The sequence below is a fragment of the Rathayibacter sp. AY2B9 genome (assembly GCF_002931595.1).
GTDB lineage: Bacteria > Actinomycetota > Actinomycetes > Actinomycetales > Microbacteriaceae > Rathayibacter.
Genome location: NZ_PSUB01000006.1, coordinates 115,444 through 132,772, shown reverse-complemented (window position 1 = coordinate 132,772; position 17,329 = coordinate 115,444). Strand labels below are relative to the sequence as shown.

The window sequence follows — 17,329 nt, the reverse complement described above, 5'->3', positions numbered from 1 at the left end:
GCTTCTCCTCGGGGGAGCCGCGCCCGAGTGCATCCGAGACCCGTCGGGGTCCAGCGACAGGCAGGCGATCATGGCAGGAGCAGTCGGAGCCTCCAGCAACGCGCTGCTGCGCCGCACGAACCTCGCGAGCCTCGCGACGCTGGTGCACCGCTCCGGTCCCACCAGCCGCGCCGAGCTCGGCCGCCTCACCGGGCTCAACCGCTCCGCCGTCGCGAACCTGGTCGGCGAGCTGAGCGAGCTCGGCTGGGTGGCGGAGGAGACCACCGCGCCCGACGGCCGCATCGGCCGCCCCAGCGCCACCGTCGTCCCCGGCGACCGGTTCGCGGCCGTGGGCGTCCACCTCGACACCGACGCGATCATCGTCGGCCTCGTCGGGCTGCACGGCGAGCTGCTGCGCCGCGTCCGCTTCGACACCCCCAAGCCCGCGAGCCCGGCCACGGTGGTCCGCGTCGTCACCGGGATCGTCGAGGGCTTCCGCTCCGAGCGGGAGTCGCTGCGCACGCTGGTCGGCGCGGGCGTCGCCGTCCCCGGCCTCGTCCAGGCCGACTCCGGCTTCGTCCACCGCGCCCCGCACCTGGGCTGGCGCGACGTCGACCTCGCCACCCAGCTCAGCCGCGCCCTCGACCTCCCGGTCGCCGTCGGCAACGACGCGACCCTCGGCGCCATCGGCGAGTCCCTCTTCGGAGCCGCGCACGGCGTGGCCGACGTCGTCTACGTCACCGGCGGCGCGGGCGGCATCGGCGGAGGAGTCATCATCGGCGGCGTCCCGCTCCAGGGCTCCTCGGGATTCGCGGCCGAGCTGGGCCACACCCTCGTCGCCACGAACGGCCGCCTCTGCGGCTGCGGCCGGCGCGGCTGCCTCGAGGCCGAGGTCCGGATGCGCTCCCTCCTCGACGTCCTCGGCGCCCGCGTCCTCGACCAGGACGAGCTCGACATCGCCCTGGGCACCTCCCGCGACCCCGCCGTCCTCGGCGAGGTCGCCCGCCAGGTCGACCTGCTCTCGGAGGGCCTGTCCACCTACATCAACCTCTTCAACCCCACCGCGGTCGTGCTCGGCGGCTTCCTCGGCTCGCTGCTCACCGTCGACCGCGAGCGCCTCGCCGCCCGCGTCTCCGCCCGGGCTCTGAGCGACCTCGCGCGCGGCGTGCGGATCGAGCGGGCCGCCCTGCGCTCGAGGCTGGAACTCGTCGGCGCCGCGGAGCTACCCTGGCGGCGGGCGCTGGCGGATCCCGCCGCCGTCACCGGGGGCGCACAGCCGCCGGGTGGGAGCAGCAGCCGCGAGGACGCTCTGGGCGCCCGCGCCTGACCCCGGCACTCGAGTGCCGGCACCGCGTCGAGGAGGACGAGCATGGCCGACTGGAACGACACGATCATCGAGGAGTTCCGCGCGAACGGCGGGACCGTGACCACGGGCGGCTTCGGGAGGAGCCTCGTGCTGGTGCACCACCGCGGCGCCCGCTCCGGCGAGGAGCGCGTGACTCCGCTGATGGCGCTGCACCCCTCCGAGGACGTCTGGCTGCTCGCCGCGTCCGCCGCCGGTGCGCCGAAGCACCCCGCCTGGTTCCACAACATGATCGCCCACCCGGACCTGGCGATCGAGACCCCCGACGACGGCACCGTCGACGTCCGGGCGCGCGTCCTCGCCGGGGAGGAGCGCGACGCTGGCTGGGCCCGCTTCACCACCGCCTCCGCCGGCTTCCTCGACTACGAGAAGCGCACCACCCGCATCATCCCGGTCGTGGAGCTCACCCGCCGCTGACCGCGAGCCGTCAGCGCAGCAGCACGGGCACCGTGTCCGGCGTGCTCCAGCTCAGCGCGATCCGCTCGCGGAAGCCGCCGCTGCGCAGCTCCGCCTCGAGCGCGTCGATCACCACGGGGAGCAGCGCGCGCCGCTCGATCAGCAGGTCGAGCACGAGCCGGTCGCCGGCCGTCAGCAGCACCGGGCCCGATCCGGGCAGCACCGCGATCCACTGGCACTCCCCCACCTGCACGCTCCGGTGCCGGCGGAGGCGTCGGAGCAGCTCGGGCAGCGCCTGCGTATCGAGGGCGGACACGTCGGCACGGAGGGCGATCACCCCGCGAGCGTGCCCGCGCCGGACGACCTCGCGCCGACCTCCCGGTGAACACCGCCCCTCCGCGGGACGCCGTACGAGAGAACGACACGACAGGAGCCCGCCCCGGAGCGCACCGCACCCGGGAACGGGAGAAGCCCCCGACCGGACATCCGATCGGGGGCTTCTCTCCGGTTCCCTCGAACCCGGTTCTCTCGAACTCCGGTTCTCATGAACTCTGGTGCGCGAGGGGGGAGTTGAACCCCCACGCCCTTTCGGGCACACGGACCTGAACCGTGCGCGTCTGCCTATTCCGCCACTCGCGCTCACCAGCGGCACCGAAGCGCCGACGAGAAATCGTAGCATCCCCCGGCCTCCAAGCCGAACCGGCACCCGCCGCCCGGGCCGTCGCTCCCCCGGGAGCCGCCTCCGGGCCGCCCCGGTGAGAGCGCGCACACGGCACTCCGGCCGCGAAACCACCGCGGAGGATCGCGCATCCAGACCATCCCAGTAACATGCCCGTAGCCGTGCGCGGCGCAGACCAAGACGAGGAAGCGGCGACGGGCGCGCAGACATCTCGATCCGTGCGCGACCGCCGAGAAGGCGAAGAACCGGAAGATCGGAAGACTGTGGGCATACTGGACAACTTCGAGAAGGGACTCGAGCGCGTCGTCAACGGCGCGTTCGCGCGGACCTTCAAGTCGGGTCTGCAGCCGGTCGAGCTCGCCTCCGCCCTCCGCCGGGAGCTCGACACCACCGCCGCCGTGGTCAGCCGCGACCGCATCCTCGTCCCCAACAGCCTCGTCCTGCGGATGTCCGCGACCGACCTCGACCGGATGCAGCGCCTCGGCGCCACCCTGATCGACGAGCTCACCACGGTCGCCACCGAGCACGCCACCAAGCAGGGCTTCCGCTTCCCCGGCCCGATCGACATCTCCCTCGCCGTCGATCCGGTGCTCAGCGACGGCATGGTCGAGGTCGACTCCCGCAGCGTGAAGGGCACCGTCGCCTACACGCCCGTCCTCGACATCGACGGCCGGCGCCACCCGATCACGAAGGCGCGCACCGTCATCGGCCGCGGCAGCGACGCCGACATCACCGTCGACGACTCGGGCACCTCCCGCAAGCACGTCGAGATCCTCTGGGACGGCTCCCGCGCCCAGGTGCACGACCTCGGGTCCACGAACGGCTCCAAGCTCGACGGCCGGCCCGTCACGCAGGCGCCCCTGGCCCCCGAGCAGACCATCACGATCGGGCGCACCTCGATCGTCTACCGCGTCGTGCAGGGCTCCGCGCCAGCACGCACCGACCGCCCGTCGTCCGGCAGGGCAGCCGGACGCGGCTCCGAGGGATTCTGGGACGACCGGCTATGAGCGAGCTCACTCTCTTCCTCCTGCGCATCGCGTTCCTCGCGCTGCTGTGGTTCTTCGTGTTCGGCATCGTCTACGCGCTGCGCTCCGACCTGTTCGGGCAGCGCGTGCGCAAGCTGCCGCCCGGCGCGCAGGCCGCGTCCCCCGAGGCCCCGTTCGTGACGGCGGCCCAGCCCGTGGTCGCCGCGGCCGCCCCGGCTCCCGCGCCCGCGCAGCCCGCCTCCCCGTCGGCCCCCTCGGCCCGGAGGAGCCGCGAGGCCGCCGCCGAGCGCGCCGAGCAGGGAGGTGCCGCCACAGTCCACACGGCGCAGCGCCTCGTGATCACCTCGGGGCCCAAGCGGGGCACCGAGCTCGAGCTGACCGGCGACCCGCTGACGATCGGCCGCTCCGCGGAGTCGACGCTGGTCATCCGCGACGACTACACCTCGACCCACCACGCGCGCCTTCTCCTCTGGAACGACGAGTGGATGATCCAGGACCTCGACTCCACCAACGGCACCTTCCTCGACGGCCGCCGTGTCGGCGCGCCCACCAAGGTGCCGCTGGACACGCCCGTGAAGGTCGGCACCACCACCTTCGAACTGCGGCGGTCGTAGCGCGTGGCCCCCACTCCGGAGAGCGGCTCCGGCCACGGCGCGGTGCGCGAGAGCGCCGCCGTCTCGCACGTCGGCAGGATCCGCTCGAACAACCAGGACTCCGGCTACGCGGGCCGGCAGCTCTTCGTCGTCGCCGACGGCATGGGCGGCCACGCGGGCGGCGACGTCGCCTCCTCCATCGCGATCAAGCGCATCGCGGAGGCGGACCGCGTCTACGCCTCCACCTACGAGGCCGAGGACGAGCTCAAGCGCACCCTGCTGGCGGCCAACACCCTGCTGGCAGACGCCGTCGTCGACCACCCCGAGCTCACCGGCATGGGCACCACCGTCAGCGCGATCGCCCGCGTCGGCGAGTCGGTGGCGATCGCGCACATCGGCGACTCCCGCATCTACGTCCTCCGCGACGGCCGGCTCGAGCAGGTCACGACCGACCACACCTTCGTGCAGCGCCTCGTCGACTCCGGCCGCATCACGGAGGAGGAGGCGATGACGCATCCGCGCCGCTCCGTCCTGATGCGGGTCCTCGGCGATGTGCACACCAACCCCGAGATCGACACGCTCACGCTCGAGACCGAGCCGCACGACCGCTGGCTGATCTGCTCCGACGGCCTCTCCGGCGTCGTCCCGCACGACGAGATCCTCAAGGAGCTCAGCCGCGACGAGACCGCGCAGCAGGTGGCCGACCGCCTGATCCGCGACAGCCTCTCGCACGGCGCCCCGGACAACGTCACCGTCGTCGTCCTCGACATCCCCGGGGCGGGCGACACCGCGCGCATCCTCGCCCCCGTGGAGGAGCCGGTGGTCGTCGGATCCGCCGCCGCACCCACGCCCTTCAGCACCGACGACTCGCAGAACCGCGTCCGGATCCCCGGCCTCCGCCTGCACACCCGGGCTCCCGCCGCGCAGGGCCCCACCCACTTCGAGCCCGCGTCCGAGGACTACCTCGACGAGCTGATCGAGGAGGACCGCCGCCGGCACCTGCGCCGCCGCATCACCTGGCTCGTCGGCCTGTCCCTCGTACTCATCATCGGATTCCTCGGGATCCTCTTCGCCTACGACTGGACGCAGTCCCGCTTCTACGTCGGCACCGACGGGGACACCGTGATCATCTACCAGGGCATCCAGCAGTCGGTCGGCCCGCTCTCGCTCTCGGAGGTGAAGGAGGACACGGGCATCCCGCTCGACTCCCTCCGCGCCTACGACGTCGAGCAGCTGGAGCAGACGATCAGCGCCGACTCCTACGCCGGCGCGGTCGACATCGTCGAGCGCCTCACGGACGCGAACGGAGCACCATGACGGACGCCGCCACGGCCACCGCCCGCCCCGCCCCCGAGCGGCAGGGCTTCTTCCGCCAGAAGCTGCGCAATCTCGAGCTCCTGCTCCTGATCGGCGCATGCCTCATCGATGCCGGCGCGATCGTGCTCGTGCAGCTCGGCGCCCTCGGCTCGATCGACACCACGCTGGTCTCGCTGGGCGCCGGCCTCTCGGCGCTCGTGCTCGCCGTGCACGTCGTGCTGCGCTTCGCGGCCCCGGCGGCCGACCCCTTCCTCCTCCCGATCGCCACCGTGCTGAACGGCCTGGGCGTCGCCGAGATCTACCGGATCGACATCGCCGACGGCGCGACCGGCTGGGAGTCGGTGGCGGTGCGGCAGATCTTCTGGAGCGCCCTGGCCGTCGTGGCGGCGATCGTGGTGCTGCTGGTCATCCGCAACCACCGCGTGCTGTTCCGCTACACCTACGTCGCCGGGTTCGCGGCGATCGTGCTGCTCCTCCTGCCGCTCCTGCCCTTCATCGGCCGCGAGGTCAGCGGCGCGCGCGTGTGGATCGGGATCGGCGACGTGGCGAGCTTCCAGCCCGGCGAGATCGCCAAGATCGCCCTCGCGGTCTTCTTCGCCGGCTACCTCGTGCGCAACCGCGACTCCCTCTCGATGGTGGGCCGCACCGTCCTCGGGATGCGCTTCCCGCGCCTGCGCGACCTCGGCCCGATCCTGGTGGTCTGGGCGGTCACGATGGGCGTCATCGTCTTCCAGCGCGACCTGGGGACGGCTCTGCTCTACTTCGGCCTGTTCCTGGTCATGCTCTACGTCGCGACCGGGCGCACCAGCTGGGTCCTCATCGGCGTCGGCCTGTTCCTCGGCGGCGCGCTGCTGGCGAGCCAGACGCTCGACTACGTGGGCAACCGCTTCGCCAACTGGCTCGAGCCCTTCAGCGCCGAGCGCTACGGGGCGGATCCGGGCGGCAGCTACCAGCTCGTGCAGGGCCTCTTCGGCCTCGCGCACGGCGGACTGCTCGGCACGGGCCTCGGCCAGGGGATGCCGGATCTCACGCCGGTCCCGCAGTCCGACTACATCATCGCCAGCCTCGGCGAGGAGCTGGGCCTCGCCGGGCTCTTCGCGATCTTCGGCCTCTACCTCCTGCTGGTCTCGCGCGGGTTCCGCATCGGCTTCGCCGGGCAGGACGACTTCGGGCGCCTCCTGGGAGTCGGCCTCTCGTTCGTGATCGCCCTGCAGTGCTTCATCGTCATCGGAGGCGTCACCCGCGTCATCCCGCTGACCGGCCTGACCACGCCGTTCCTCGCCGCCGGCGGCTCCTCCCTCGTGGCGAACTGGATGATCGTAGCGGTGCTGCTGCGCCTGTCCGACACAGTCCGCAGTCAGCCTCGTCTGGTGGTGTGATCCGTCGATGAACCGAGAACTCAAACGGGTGAGCCTCGTCGTGCTGACGATGTTCGTGGCCCTCTTCCTCTCCACGACCACCATCCAGGTGATCCAGGCCGACTCCCTCGACGAGGACGGCCGCAACACGCGGACCCTCTACGAGAGCTTCTCGACCGAGCGCGGCGCGATCCTCGCCGGCGGTCAGCCGATCGCCTCCTCGACGCCGTCGGACGACCTCTACAAGTTCCAGCGGCAGTACGCGAACGGCCCGCTCTACTCCGCCGTGACCGGCTACTTCACCCTGAACCAAGGCACCACCGGCATCGAGCGCACGCTCAACGACTACCTCTCGGGCACCTCGAACTCGCAGTTCTTCGACGAGATCAACAACCTCGTCACGGGCCAGGACCCGAAGGGCGCGTCGGTCGAGCTCTCGATCGACCCGGTCGCCCAGCAGGCCGCCTTCGACGCGCTCGGCGACTACACGGGGGCCGTCGTCGTGACGGAGCCGGCCACCGGCCGCATCCTCGCGATGGTCTCGAAGCCCACCTTCGACCCCACCGCGCTGGCCTCCCACGACACCGACGACGTCCTCGCCGCCTACCGGGCGCTGAACGACGACTCCTCCGAGCCCCTCGTGAACCGGGCGATCGGCGGCTCGCTCAACCCGCCCGGCTCCGTCTTCAAGCTCGTCGTGGCCTCGGCCGCCCTCGAGTCCGGCCGCTTCACGGCCGACTCGAGCTTCCCCAACGTCGAGTCGTACACGCTGCCCGGCTCCTCGTCGCAGGTGATCAACTCCGGAGGCGGTCTCTGCGGCTCCGGAGAGACGGTCACGCTGGCCACCGCCGTCTCGCTCTCCTGCAACGTCCCGATGGCCGAGATGGGCGTGCAGCTCGGAGCAGACGCGATCCGCTCGCAGGCCGAGAAGTTCGGCTTCGACACCGAGCTCGAGATCCCGATGTCGGTCGAGGCGAGCACCTACCCGACGAAGACGGACGACGCCCAGACGGCCCTCACCGCCTTCGGGCAGTACGAGGTGCGCGCGACGCCGCTGCAGATCGCCATGGTCTCCGCGGCGATCGCGAACGGCGGCGAGGTGATGCAGCCGAACCTGGTCGACTCGATCCGCTCGCAGGACCTCAGCGTGCTGCAGCAGTTCCAGGAGAAGTCGCTCGGCCGGGCGGTGAGCACGCAGACCGCGGACGCCGTCAAGGCGATGATGGTCGCCAGCGTCCAGGGCGGCGCGGCGACGAATGCAACAATAGGGGGCGTCACTGTGGCCGGTAAGACCGGTACCGCCGAGAACGGCGGGGACGACCCGTACACCCTCTGGTTCACCGGATTCGCGCCTGCGGACGACCCGCAGTACGCCATCACCGTGCTCGTGGAGAACGGTGGAGGGCTCGGCCAGACCGGGTACGGCAACCTGATCGCCGCACCCATCGGACAACAGGTACTAGAGGCGGTGCTGAACAAATGAGACCCACGACAGGCCTCACCTTCGGGGGACGCTACGAGCTGCAGTCCCGGATCGCCATCGGCGGCATGGGAGAGGTGTGGCAGGCGACCGATCTGGTCATCGGCCGCACCATCGCGATCAAGATCCTGAAGGACGAGTACCTCGGCGACCCCGGCTTCCTCGAGCGCTTCCGCGCCGAGGCCCGCCACGCGGCGCTGGTCAACCACGAGGGCATCGCCAACGTCTACGACTACGGCGAGGAGGACGGCTCGGCCTACCTGGTCATGGAGCTCGTCCCCGGCGAGGCGCTCTCGACCGTCCTCGAGCGCGAGCGCGTCCTCTCGACCGACAAGGTCCTCGACATCGTCGCGCAGACCGCGCTCGCCCTGCACGCCGCGCACGCCGCGGGCCTCGTGCACCGCGATGTGAAGCCGGGCAACCTGCTCATCACGCCGGACGGCCGCGTCAAGATCACCGACTTCGGCATCGCGCGCATCGCCGACCAGGTCCCGCTGACGGCGACCGGGCAGGTCATGGGCACGGTCCAGTACCTGTCCCCGGAGCAGGCGAGCGGCCAGCCCGCCTCCCCCGCCACCGACATCTACTCGCTGGGCATCGTCGCCTACGAGTGCCTGGCCGGGCGCCGCCCCTTCACGGGCGAGTCGCAGGTCGCCATCGCGATGGCGCAGATCAACGACACCCCGCCGGAGCTGCCGGTCACGGTCGCGGAGCCGGTGCGCAATCTCGTCTACTCCTCCATCGCCAAGAAGCCGGCCGACCGCCCCGCCACCGCCGCGCACCTCGCGCGGGCGGCCCAGGCGCTGCGCTCGGGCGACGTGCGCGGAGCGGCGCTGGCCGTCCCCGCGGTCCTCAGCGACCTGCCCGCGACGCAGGCGACCACGGTCCTCCCCTCCAACCAGGGCGCGACGCAGGCGACCACGGTGCTCCCCTCCGGCGCGCCCGCGGCCGCGGCCGCCGCTCCGTTCGTGCCGATCGAGGAGCCGCTCGAGGCCTCCGAGGAGCCGCGCAGGCGCAGCCCCTGGACCTGGCCGCTGATCGCCCTCATCGTGATCCTCGCCGTCGTCATCGCGGGCACGATCTTCGCCCTGACGACCGGCGGGAGCAGCGACCCGGCCGCCTCCCCCACCGCGACGACCAGCACGGCCCCGTCGCCGACGCCGTCCGAGACTCCGAGTCCCACGCCGACGCCGACCTCGAACACGGTCGTCATCGACAAGGCCGACTACGTCGGGCGCTCCTTCGACGACGTCGAGACCGAGCTCGAGGCCCTGGGCATGGGCGTCCGCCGCGCGGACGGCCCGAGCGCCCCCACCGCCGAGCAGGTCGGACTCGTCGAGGACGTGAACCCCACCGCGAACGTGGTGAAGGGCACGACCATCGAGGTCTCCGTCTTCACCGAGGTCGCGACCCCGGACGCACCGACCGCCGTGCCGACCGTCACCCCCGCCGCCTCCAGCGTCGAGGCGGGCGCGACGTTCAACGTCACCTGGAGCAACTACAACCAGTGCCCGAGCGGAACCTCCGTGAGCGGTTACCGGGTGACCGCGACCGGTGAGGGCGCGAGCGTGACGAGCACCAACCCGTCGAACTCGACGACCGCGACGATCCAGGCCGGCACCACGGCGGGCACGATCGACGTCACGTACACCGTGCTCTGCGGCGAGTCGGAGTCGGCGGCCTCGCCCACCCTCTCCGTCACCGTCGAGGAGCCGGCTCCGACCCCGGCGCCGACCCCCACCTCGAAGGCCACCTCGACGCCCACCCCCTCCGAGTAGCGGCGGCGCGCCGGCCCGGGGCATCGCTCCGGCCCGGCGCCTCGGGGCCGTCGCGTCGCGCCCCCGCCCGGAACACCAGCGGCCCATAGGTACACTTGCCGTGGCTCCTCGGGGCCGCACCACACGGAAGTACAGGGCGGGAGCGTGCGCGTGACGGATGAGGGTCGCCTGATCGCGGGACGGTACCAGGTCGGACCCCGGCTCGGCCGCGGCGGGATGTCCGAGGTGTACCTCGGCACCGACACCCGGCTCGGCCGCACCGTCGCCATCAAGGAGCTGAAGCTCTCCCTCTCCTCCGACTCCGCCTTCCGCCTGCGGTTCCGCCAGGAGGCGCAGTCCGCATCGCGCATGTCGCACCCCACGATCGTCCGGGTCTTCGATGCGGGCGAGGAGGTCTCGCTCGACGACAACGGCGCCGAGTCGCGCCGGCCCTTCATCGTCATGGAGCACATCGAGGGCCGCCTCCTCAAGGACCTGATCGCCGAGGGCCCCCTCGACGTGGACGAGGCCGTCCGCATCACGGAGGGCATCCTCACCGCCCTCGAGTACTCGCACCGCGCAGGCGTCGTCCACCGCGACATCAAGCCCGGCAACATCATGCTGACCCCGTCGGGCCAGGTGAAGGTGATGGACTTCGGGATCGCCCGCGCCGTCTCCGACTCCGCCGCCACGGTCGCTCAGACCACGGCGATCCTCGGCACCGCGGCCTACTTCTCCCCCGAGCAGGCGAAGGGCGAGCAGGTCGACGCCCGCAGCGACCTCTACTCCGCCGGCATCGTGCTCTTCGAGCTCCTCACCGGCCGTGCGCCCTTCCGCGGCGACACCCCGGTGGCCGTCGCCTACCAGCATGTCAGCGAGACGCCGCCGGCGCCGAGCTCCATCAACCCGGCCGTCACGCCGGCGCTCGACGCGGTCGTCGCCCGCGCACTCTCCAAGGACCGCTACGAGCGCTTCCAGGGAGCTGCGGAGTTCCGCGACGACCTGCGCGACGCCGCCGCCGGACGCCTCCCCGACCACCGCCCGATCGACGAGCTGACCACCTCGCTCTTCGCGGCCCGCAGCCAGGGTGGAGTCAACGACTCCGAGCTCGCCCTCCGCCAGCTGGCCGAGGACAACTCGATCGTCCGCACCCAGCGCCGCCCGCCGGTCCTCTGGATCTGGTCCTCGATCGTCGTGCTGGCCGTGATCGTCGCCGCACTCGTGATCTGGGTGCTGACGCTCCAGCCCGCGTCGACCCTCCCGTCGCAGTCGCGCGAGGTCCCCACCCTCACCGAGACCACCTACGACAGCGCCCAGTCGACCCTGACCGAGCTCGACCTCGTGCCGAGCCAGGTCGCGGAGTACAGCTCGACCGTCCCCGAGGGCGAGGTGATCCGCACGGATCCGGGCTCGGGCACGATCGTCGCGCCCGAGACGGTCATCCGCATCGTCGTGTCCCAGGGTCCGCAGCCCGTCGCCGTGCCGGACACAGTCGGGCAGAGCCTCGCCGAGGCCATCGACGCGCTCACCGCCGTCGGCTTCGTCGAGGGCTCCCAGACCCGCGAGAACTCGCCGACCGTCCCGGGCGACGTCGTACTCGCCGCCTCTCCCGGAGCGGGCCAGCAGGTCGCCCCGGGCACGCCGGTCGACCTCACGGTCTCCTCCGGCCAGGTCACGCTCCCCGACCTCGTCGGGACGTCCCTCAGCAGCGCGCTGGCCACCCTCGCCTCCGAGAAGCTGCAGCTCGTGGGGGTCGAGGTCCCGGACGAGACCTGCGACGCGACCCGGGCGAACCCGCCCATCACGACCCAGTCCCTGGCTCCGGGCGACGTCCCGCAGGGATCGACCGTCCAGCTCGGCTACTGCGCGGGCTGACCCTGCCTGCAGCCCGCTGCGGCTGCGGCGTCGACCGACGGCGCCCGGTGGAGGCCGGGCCGCTGCTCTGCGCGCCGAGAAGGGCTCGTCCGGACGTCGCTCGTCGGGGTCGATGCTCCGCGAGGCCGACGGCCCCGAGGTGAACGGCTACGCCCGGCGCGCGTCGGCGAGCGGGGGCTGGAGCCGCACGACCTCGCCGGCTGCCGATCCGTCGGCGGGGCGCGCGATCCTGCCGCGGATGTCGCTCGGGGTGAGCCCCTCGCGGCGCTTGAGCGCACGGCGGAGGTGGTCCGCCGAGGAGAATCCGGACGCGGCGGCGATCGCCTCGAGCGGGACCTCCCGCGGGCGGCGGCGCAGGAGCTCCACGGCGCTGGCGACCCGGGAGCGCTCGATCTCGCTCGCGACGGTGGTGCCCGCGTCCTCGAAGAGCCGCTGGAGGGAGCGGGTGGACACGTTGACCGCGTCGGCCACCGCCTCCGGGGTGCAGCGTGGCGTGCGGTGCGTACGGTCGATGACCGTGCGCGCGCGCCCGAGCGTGGCGGCCCGGACGCTCGTGGTGCCGGGCTGCGAGCTCGCCGCCGCGAGGAACGAGCTGGTGAGGAGCTGCTTGACAACGTGGGCGAAGCCGGTGACCTCGCCCTCACCGGGCAGCCCCGTCCCGGACTCCGCCGCGAGGGCGAAGGCGGTCGTGAAGGCGTATGCGGCGCGGGTGGACCGGGCGTCGGGATCGAGCGCGTAGACCGGGGCCGACGTGTCGAAGCCGTAGCGGCGCATCTCGTCGGCGCGCAGCGAGAGGTGGAGGATCGTGGCCGGAGTCGTCGACTCGGTCGTGAACGTCGTCGTCCCCTGCTGGTACGAGATCGAGCCCGGACGCAGCAGCACCGTTCGGTCCGGGGCGACCATGCGCACGAAGCCGTCGATGAGGAAGCTGAAGGTGAGGAAGGAGGTGTCGTCGGCCGGCCACGTCCCGCGGAGGACGCGCAACGGCGAGACCGTCATCAGCACGACGCTCAGATCGGCGGTGCCGAATCCCGAACCGGTGATGCTCGGAACGGTGCCGGGTTTGACGACGATGCGCGGTCCGAGATTCTCGAGTTCTCGGATTCCCGAGAAAGCCCAGGAGATCGATGCGACCATGAGGTCCCCCCGGACTTCTCTTCTGCGGCGCCGACCCCCTGTCGGCGCCCTCTGATTATGCAGGGAAAAGGGGCCGCATCCTCCGCCGGGAGCCCGTCAAATCCCGCCACCTGATCGGGGGGTGCGCAAGGGGGTGGACAAGGTCACGCTCATACCCTGTCTCGGCTTTCTCCTCCGCCCACCGTCATTTAGCCGTCAGATGGCGGATTTCTAAGTGAGAACGCACTCAGGGCGGCATCCCCGTTCGGGGGACGGTGGTCGCTGATCATTCTCAATGCTCTCGACTCGATAACGAGCCCGATAAGCCCGGCGAATTCCGCCTCACCGAGCCGGGATCGAGAGTCCGGGCGTGTCGTCGGCCGATACGGACGACCGGATCGACGTCACCTCGCGCAGCCAGTTCTCGAGAAGGCGCCGCCCGCCCTCGGTGAGGACCGACTCCGGATGGAACTGCACGCCCACGAGCGGAGCACTCCGGTGCCGGACGGCCATGACCACTCCCTCCGGTGTCCGCGCCGTCACCCGCAGCTCCTCGGGAAGGCTCTCGCCGTCGACCGCGAGCGAGTGGTACCGCATCGCGGCGAATCCGGTGGGCAGGCCGTCGAAGAGCGGATCTCCGTCATGGAGGACCGCGGACGTCCGGCCGTGCAACAGCTCCGGCGCCTCCGTGACGCGGGCGCCGAGAGCGTGGGCGAGCACCTGGTGGCCGAGGCAGACTCCGAGCAGCGGCCGCCCGGTCGCCTCCGCCCGCTGCACGAGCGCCGTCGACGCGGGGACGTCCTCGGGGCGGCCCGGTCCGGGTGAGACCAGGACTCCGTCCGCCTCCTCCGCACGAGCCAGGAGCGCCGTGGTCCCGAGCTCGTCGCCCTCGACCACGTCGACCTCGGCACCGAGCTCGCGGAGGTACGAGACGAGCGTGAAGACGAAGCTGTCGTGGTGGTCGACGACCAGGATCCGCGGGGCCGCGCCGGCGGTCACGAGCCGACGGTCACGTTCCGGTCGAGCACGAGCGACTGCACCCAGGGGAACACCCACTCGTCGAGCGCCACCAGGACCGCCGCGACGAGGACGAGGACGATCAGGAGGCGGACCCACCACGGCCCGGGAAGGAGCCGCCACAGCGCTGCGTACACGGTCAGCCCTCCTCAGCCAGCGAGGCGGCGATCTCGGCGGGGGCCCCCGCGGACCGCGGCTGGAACGAGTCGAAGACGCCGTACGCGATGATCCGCTCGGCCGTCGAGTAGAGCGGGTTGCAGCTCGTCAGCGTGATCAGGCGGTCGGTCGGAGCCGCGTCCGGAGTCCACGGGACGGGGTCGATCACCTGGACGTCGGAGGGCTGGACGTACTCGAGGTTGCGGAAGCGGTAGGTGTACCAGCCGTCCGCCGTCTCGATGTAGATCGGGTCGCCGAGCTGGAGCTCGTCGATCAGGTGCATGCCTCCGCCGTACGCGCTGCGGTGCGCGGCGAGCGCGAAGTTGCCGGCCTGCCCGGGCATCTGCGTCCCGGGGTAGTGGCCGATGCTCCCCTCGTCGAGCACGTTCTCGGCGTCGATGCCCTCGGCGATCGTGCGCACCCACCCCTCGCCGTAGCGCGGGATGTAGAGGTTGCCGAAGGAGGTGTCGAGGGCGGCGACCGACGCGACGACCGGCTCCGCCGGGGCGGCCTCGGTCGGCTGCGGTGCCGGCGAGGAGTCGCCCCAGGTCTCGCGGAGCTCCGCGGCCTGCGTCGTCTGCCGGCCGGCGATCACCGCGTCGTTCCACCAGAGCTGCCAGGCCAGGAAGAGCAGGACCATGACGCCGGCGGTCATCAGGAGCTCACCGACGACTCCGAAGAACGAGAGTCGTCGGACCGGGCGGGCCCTCCGTCGCTTCGCTCGCGGCCGCAGAGCCGCCCCGTCGGGGTTCTGGGCGGTCATGCGACGAGTCTAGGCGCGAGCCGTGACCGGCTGTGGCGCATGATCCGGACCTGTGGAGAGCCCTCCCGAGTCGCCGCCTGAGGAGGGCCGATGGGACCACTCGAGCGCCCGCACCGGCCGCTCCGCGAGTCCGCACAGCACCCGCGCAGCCCCGACGCTCCCGGCCCGGAGCCTCCGCCCGGTACAGTGGTCGGCATGGCACGAGCGACGAAGAGCCCGAAGCCCGAGCGCGACGAGGCCCGGACCGGCGAGAACGCACCGAATCCGGTCTGGTTCAAGCCGGTGATGTTCGGCTTCATGCTGCTCGGACTCGCCTGGATCATCGTCTTCTACGTGAGCCAGGGCACCCTGCCGATCCCCGATCTCGGCAACCTCAACATCCTGATCGGCTTCGGCATCGCGTTCATCGGCTTCCTGATGACGACGCGCTGGCGCTGAACCTCCCCCAGTCGTGAACGACGCCCCGTCCGGTCCGCCGACGGGGCGTTCGTCGTCGGTGGAGCGTCTGCGCGCCGCCGGCTGCGTCTTCGCCGAGGAGGAGGCGGGCCTGCTCGAGGAGGCCGCCGACTCCTCCTCCGACCTCGAGCTGATGCTCCGTCGCCGCGAGACGGGCGAGCCCCTCGAGCAGATCCTCGGCTGGGTCGCCTTCCGCGGCCTGCGCGTCCCCGTCGCACCCGGCGTCTTCGTGCCCCGCGTGCGCACCGAGTGGCTGGTCGACTGCGCCCTGGAGGTCCTCCCGGACGGCGCCGTGGTGCTCGACCTCTGCTGCGGATCCGGCGCCCTCGCCCGGTCGATCGCGGAGGAGCGGCCGGACGTCCGCCTGCTCGCGGCCGACCTCTCCCCCGCCGCCGTCGCCTGCGCGCGCCGCACGCTCGCAGGCCGCGCCGACGTCCACGAGGGCGACCTCTTCGACGCTCTCCCCCGGAGTGAGCGCGGGCGGATCGACGTCGTCGTCGTCAACGCCCCCTACGTCCCCACCGCGGCGATCGCGCTCATGCCGCCGGAGGCCCGGGTGCACGAGCCGATGCTCACGCTCGACGGCGGATCGGACGGGCTCGCCCTCCACCGCCGCATCGCTCAGGAGGCGGGAGCGTGGCTCGCACCCCACGGCGTCGTCGTGATCGAGGTCGGCGCGGATCAGGCCGCGGCGAGTGCCTCCGCGTTCCAGGCGGCCGGGTTCGCCACCTCGCTGCACCGCGACGACGACCGTGAGGCGACGGCCCTGGTGGCCGTCCGCCGGAGAACTACACCGCTGTAATTATCCCCAGCTGTGGAATCTCCTGTGGAGAACTCCGCGGTCCCCGCCGCGCTGGCCTGCTCGAGGCGAGGAGGGCCCGGATCCGCACCAGTCCGCCGGTCCTCGGACGCGCCGCCGTCCCCGGATCGTCCTCCCGAGGAGGACACCCGGGACGTTCTCCCCAGTGTTAACAACTCTGTGGATAACTTCCTCCCCACCTGTTGAGAGCACCTGTGGACAGCGGTGGAGACGGTCGCCGCGGGAACGACGAAGCGGCGGGCCCGGGAGTGCGCGAGGCACTGCCGGACCCGCCGCTGCGGGAGGGGACGGGGTCAGCCGAGGACGTAGGCGCCCGCGGTGATCGCCACCAGTCCGACTCCGATGAGCCCGACGAGGAGGTTCTGCGTGCGCCGCTGGGCGCGCTGCCGGGTCTTCGTGAAGACCAGCCCGATGAGCGCGCCGGCCACCAGACCGCCGACGTGCGCCTGCCACGCCACGTTCATCCCGGGCAGGAAGCCGATGACGAGGTTCAGTCCGACCAGCACCAGCAGCTGCGACGCCTGACCGCCCAGGTGCCGGAGGATCACCAGGTACGCGCCCATCAGCCCGAAGATCGCACCGGAGGCGCCGATCACCGGGGTGAGCGGGTTCGCGAGGAGCAGGACGCCCACCGATCCGGCGAACCCGCTCAGGAGGAAGAGGGTGAGGTAGCGCCCGCGGCCCAGCATCCGCTCGAGCACCATGCCGAACACCCACAGCGTGTACATGTTCAGCACCAGGTGGAACGGGATGACGATGAAGAGCGACGTGCTGTGGAGGAACACTGAGGTGAGCATCCGCCACGGCTCGAAGCCGGCACCGAAGCCGGGGAGCGTGTAGGCGGGGGCGTACAGGAGCGCGTTGACCGCCGGTCCGCCGACGAAGGGGAGGATCTCGACGATCCACAGCACGATGCAGAGCGCGATGATCGCGTAGGTCACCGTCGGCTGGTCGGCGCGGGTCATGGACCGCACGCGGGAGAGGAGGGGACCGCGGGTGCGCGGCGCGGTGGCGCGCTGCTGCGCCATGTCGTCCGGGCAGATCACGCCGACCGGAGCGGGCGTCTGGCACTCGCCGCAGATGGTGCGGCCGCACCGCTGGCAGCGCACGAAGCTCTGCCGGTCGGGGTGTCGGTAGCAGGAGTAGGTGCTGCTCGGCGGGACCTGGGTCACGGACGTGCCTCCGGGGAGAACGAGGGCCGGGCCCTGACGGACCCGG

The 17,329-nt window shown here is 72.0% G+C and carries 17 protein-coding genes and 1 tRNA gene; 11 read left to right on the top strand and 7 right to left on the bottom strand.

Annotation, left to right across the window (positions count from 1 at the left end; all coding sequences use genetic code 11):
* Positions 1-70 precede the first annotated feature (70 nt).
* A complete protein-coding gene (locus C5C25_RS07895) occupies positions 71-1,306 on the top strand; it encodes an ROK family transcriptional regulator (RefSeq protein ID WP_104222655.1) in 1,236 nt (411 codons plus the stop codon).
* A gap of 42 nt (positions 1,307-1,348) precedes the next feature.
* On the top strand, positions 1,349-1,759 hold the full coding sequence (locus tag C5C25_RS07890) for a nitroreductase/quinone reductase family protein (protein ID WP_104250259.1): 411 nt from the start codon (positions 1,349-1,351) through the stop codon (positions 1,757-1,759).
* A gap of 10 nt (positions 1,760-1,769) precedes the next feature.
* Here C5C25_RS07890 and C5C25_RS07885 read toward each other — a convergent pair whose 3' ends face one another.
* Entirely contained in the window at positions 1,770-2,075 is a 306-nt protein-coding gene (locus C5C25_RS07885; protein ID WP_104250258.1) for a hypothetical protein, read from the bottom strand.
* Between the two features lie 215 nt (positions 2,076-2,290).
* A tRNA-Leu gene (locus C5C25_RS07880) sits at positions 2,291-2,377 on the bottom strand.
* 303 nt (positions 2,378-2,680) lie between these two features.
* Here C5C25_RS07880 and C5C25_RS07875 point away from each other — a divergent pair.
* From C5C25_RS07875 to pknB, 7 genes are all read left to right on the top strand, one after another.
* Complete coding sequence (locus C5C25_RS07875) at positions 2,681-3,424, top strand: DUF3662 and FHA domain-containing protein (RefSeq protein ID WP_104250257.1); 744 nt, start codon at positions 2,681-2,683, stop codon at positions 3,422-3,424.
* A complete protein-coding gene (locus tag C5C25_RS07870) occupies positions 3,421-4,017 on the top strand; it encodes an FHA domain-containing protein (protein ID WP_104225776.1) in 597 nt (198 codons plus the stop codon). Before C5C25_RS07875 ends, C5C25_RS07870 begins: the two co-directional genes overlap by 4 nt.
* A 3-nt stretch (positions 4,018-4,020) precedes the next feature.
* On the top strand, positions 4,021-5,313 hold the full coding sequence (locus tag C5C25_RS07865) for a Stp1/IreP family PP2C-type Ser/Thr phosphatase (protein ID WP_244229533.1): 1,293 nt from the start codon (positions 4,021-4,023) through the stop codon (positions 5,311-5,313).
* Positions 5,310-6,692 carry an FtsW/RodA/SpoVE family cell cycle protein gene (locus tag C5C25_RS07860; protein WP_104225777.1) on the top strand — a complete coding sequence of 461 codons (1,383 nt, stop codon included), beginning with the start codon at positions 5,310-5,312 and terminating at the stop codon, positions 6,690-6,692. The genes C5C25_RS07865 and C5C25_RS07860 overlap by 4 nt, the downstream gene beginning before the upstream one ends.
* A gap of 7 nt (positions 6,693-6,699) precedes the next feature.
* A complete protein-coding gene (locus C5C25_RS07855; protein ID WP_104232999.1) occupies positions 6,700-8,154 on the top strand; it encodes a penicillin-binding protein 2 in 1,455 nt (484 codons plus the stop codon).
* Positions 8,151-9,929, top strand: a complete 1,779-nt coding sequence (locus tag C5C25_RS07850; protein ID WP_104250256.1) for a protein kinase — start codon at positions 8,151-8,153, stop codon at positions 9,927-9,929. The genes C5C25_RS07855 and C5C25_RS07850 overlap by 4 nt, the downstream gene beginning before the upstream one ends.
* Positions 9,930-10,079: 150 nt before the next feature.
* On the top strand, positions 10,080-11,783 hold the full coding sequence (gene pknB / locus C5C25_RS07845) for a Stk1 family PASTA domain-containing Ser/Thr kinase (protein WP_104225780.1): 1,704 nt from the start codon (positions 10,080-10,082) through the stop codon (positions 11,781-11,783).
* Positions 11,784-11,930: 147 nt separating this feature from the next.
* On the opposite strand, the gene C5C25_RS07840 is transcribed toward pknB, so the two are convergent.
* The 4 genes from C5C25_RS07840 to C5C25_RS07830 form a co-directional block, all read right to left on the bottom strand.
* Positions 11,931-12,920, bottom strand: coding sequence for a helix-turn-helix domain-containing protein (locus C5C25_RS07840; protein ID WP_104250255.1), 990 nt, complete (start codon positions 12,918-12,920; stop codon positions 11,931-11,933).
* A 321-nt stretch (positions 12,921-13,241) separates the two neighbouring features.
* Positions 13,242-13,898, bottom strand: a complete 657-nt coding sequence (locus C5C25_RS07835; RefSeq protein ID WP_104250254.1) for an aminodeoxychorismate/anthranilate synthase component II — start codon at positions 13,896-13,898, stop codon at positions 13,242-13,244.
* Complete coding sequence (locus C5C25_RS16495) at positions 13,895-14,053, bottom strand: hypothetical protein (RefSeq protein WP_167299010.1); 159 nt, start codon at positions 14,051-14,053, stop codon at positions 13,895-13,897. Before C5C25_RS16495 ends, C5C25_RS07835 begins: the two co-directional genes overlap by 4 nt.
* Before the next feature lie 2 nt (positions 14,054-14,055).
* Positions 14,056-14,835, bottom strand: coding sequence for a class E sortase (locus C5C25_RS07830; protein WP_104250253.1), 780 nt, complete (start codon positions 14,833-14,835; stop codon positions 14,056-14,058).
* 195 nt (positions 14,836-15,030) lie between these two features.
* Between C5C25_RS07830 and C5C25_RS07825 the strand changes: the two genes are divergently transcribed.
* Positions 15,031-15,273 (top strand): cell division protein CrgA, encoded by a 243-nt coding sequence (locus tag C5C25_RS07825; protein WP_104222667.1) that lies wholly within the window; start codon positions 15,031-15,033, stop codon positions 15,271-15,273.
* A 58-nt stretch (positions 15,274-15,331) separates the two neighbouring features.
* A complete protein-coding gene (locus C5C25_RS07820; protein WP_104250252.1) occupies positions 15,332-16,093 on the top strand; it encodes a putative protein N(5)-glutamine methyltransferase in 762 nt (253 codons plus the stop codon).
* Between the two features lie 311 nt (positions 16,094-16,404).
* Here C5C25_RS07820 and C5C25_RS07815 read toward each other — a convergent pair whose 3' ends face one another.
* On the bottom strand, positions 16,405-17,283 hold the full coding sequence (locus tag C5C25_RS07815; protein ID WP_104250251.1) for a rhomboid family intramembrane serine protease: 879 nt from the start codon (positions 17,281-17,283) through the stop codon (positions 16,405-16,407).
* Positions 17,284-17,329: the final 46 nt, after the last annotated feature.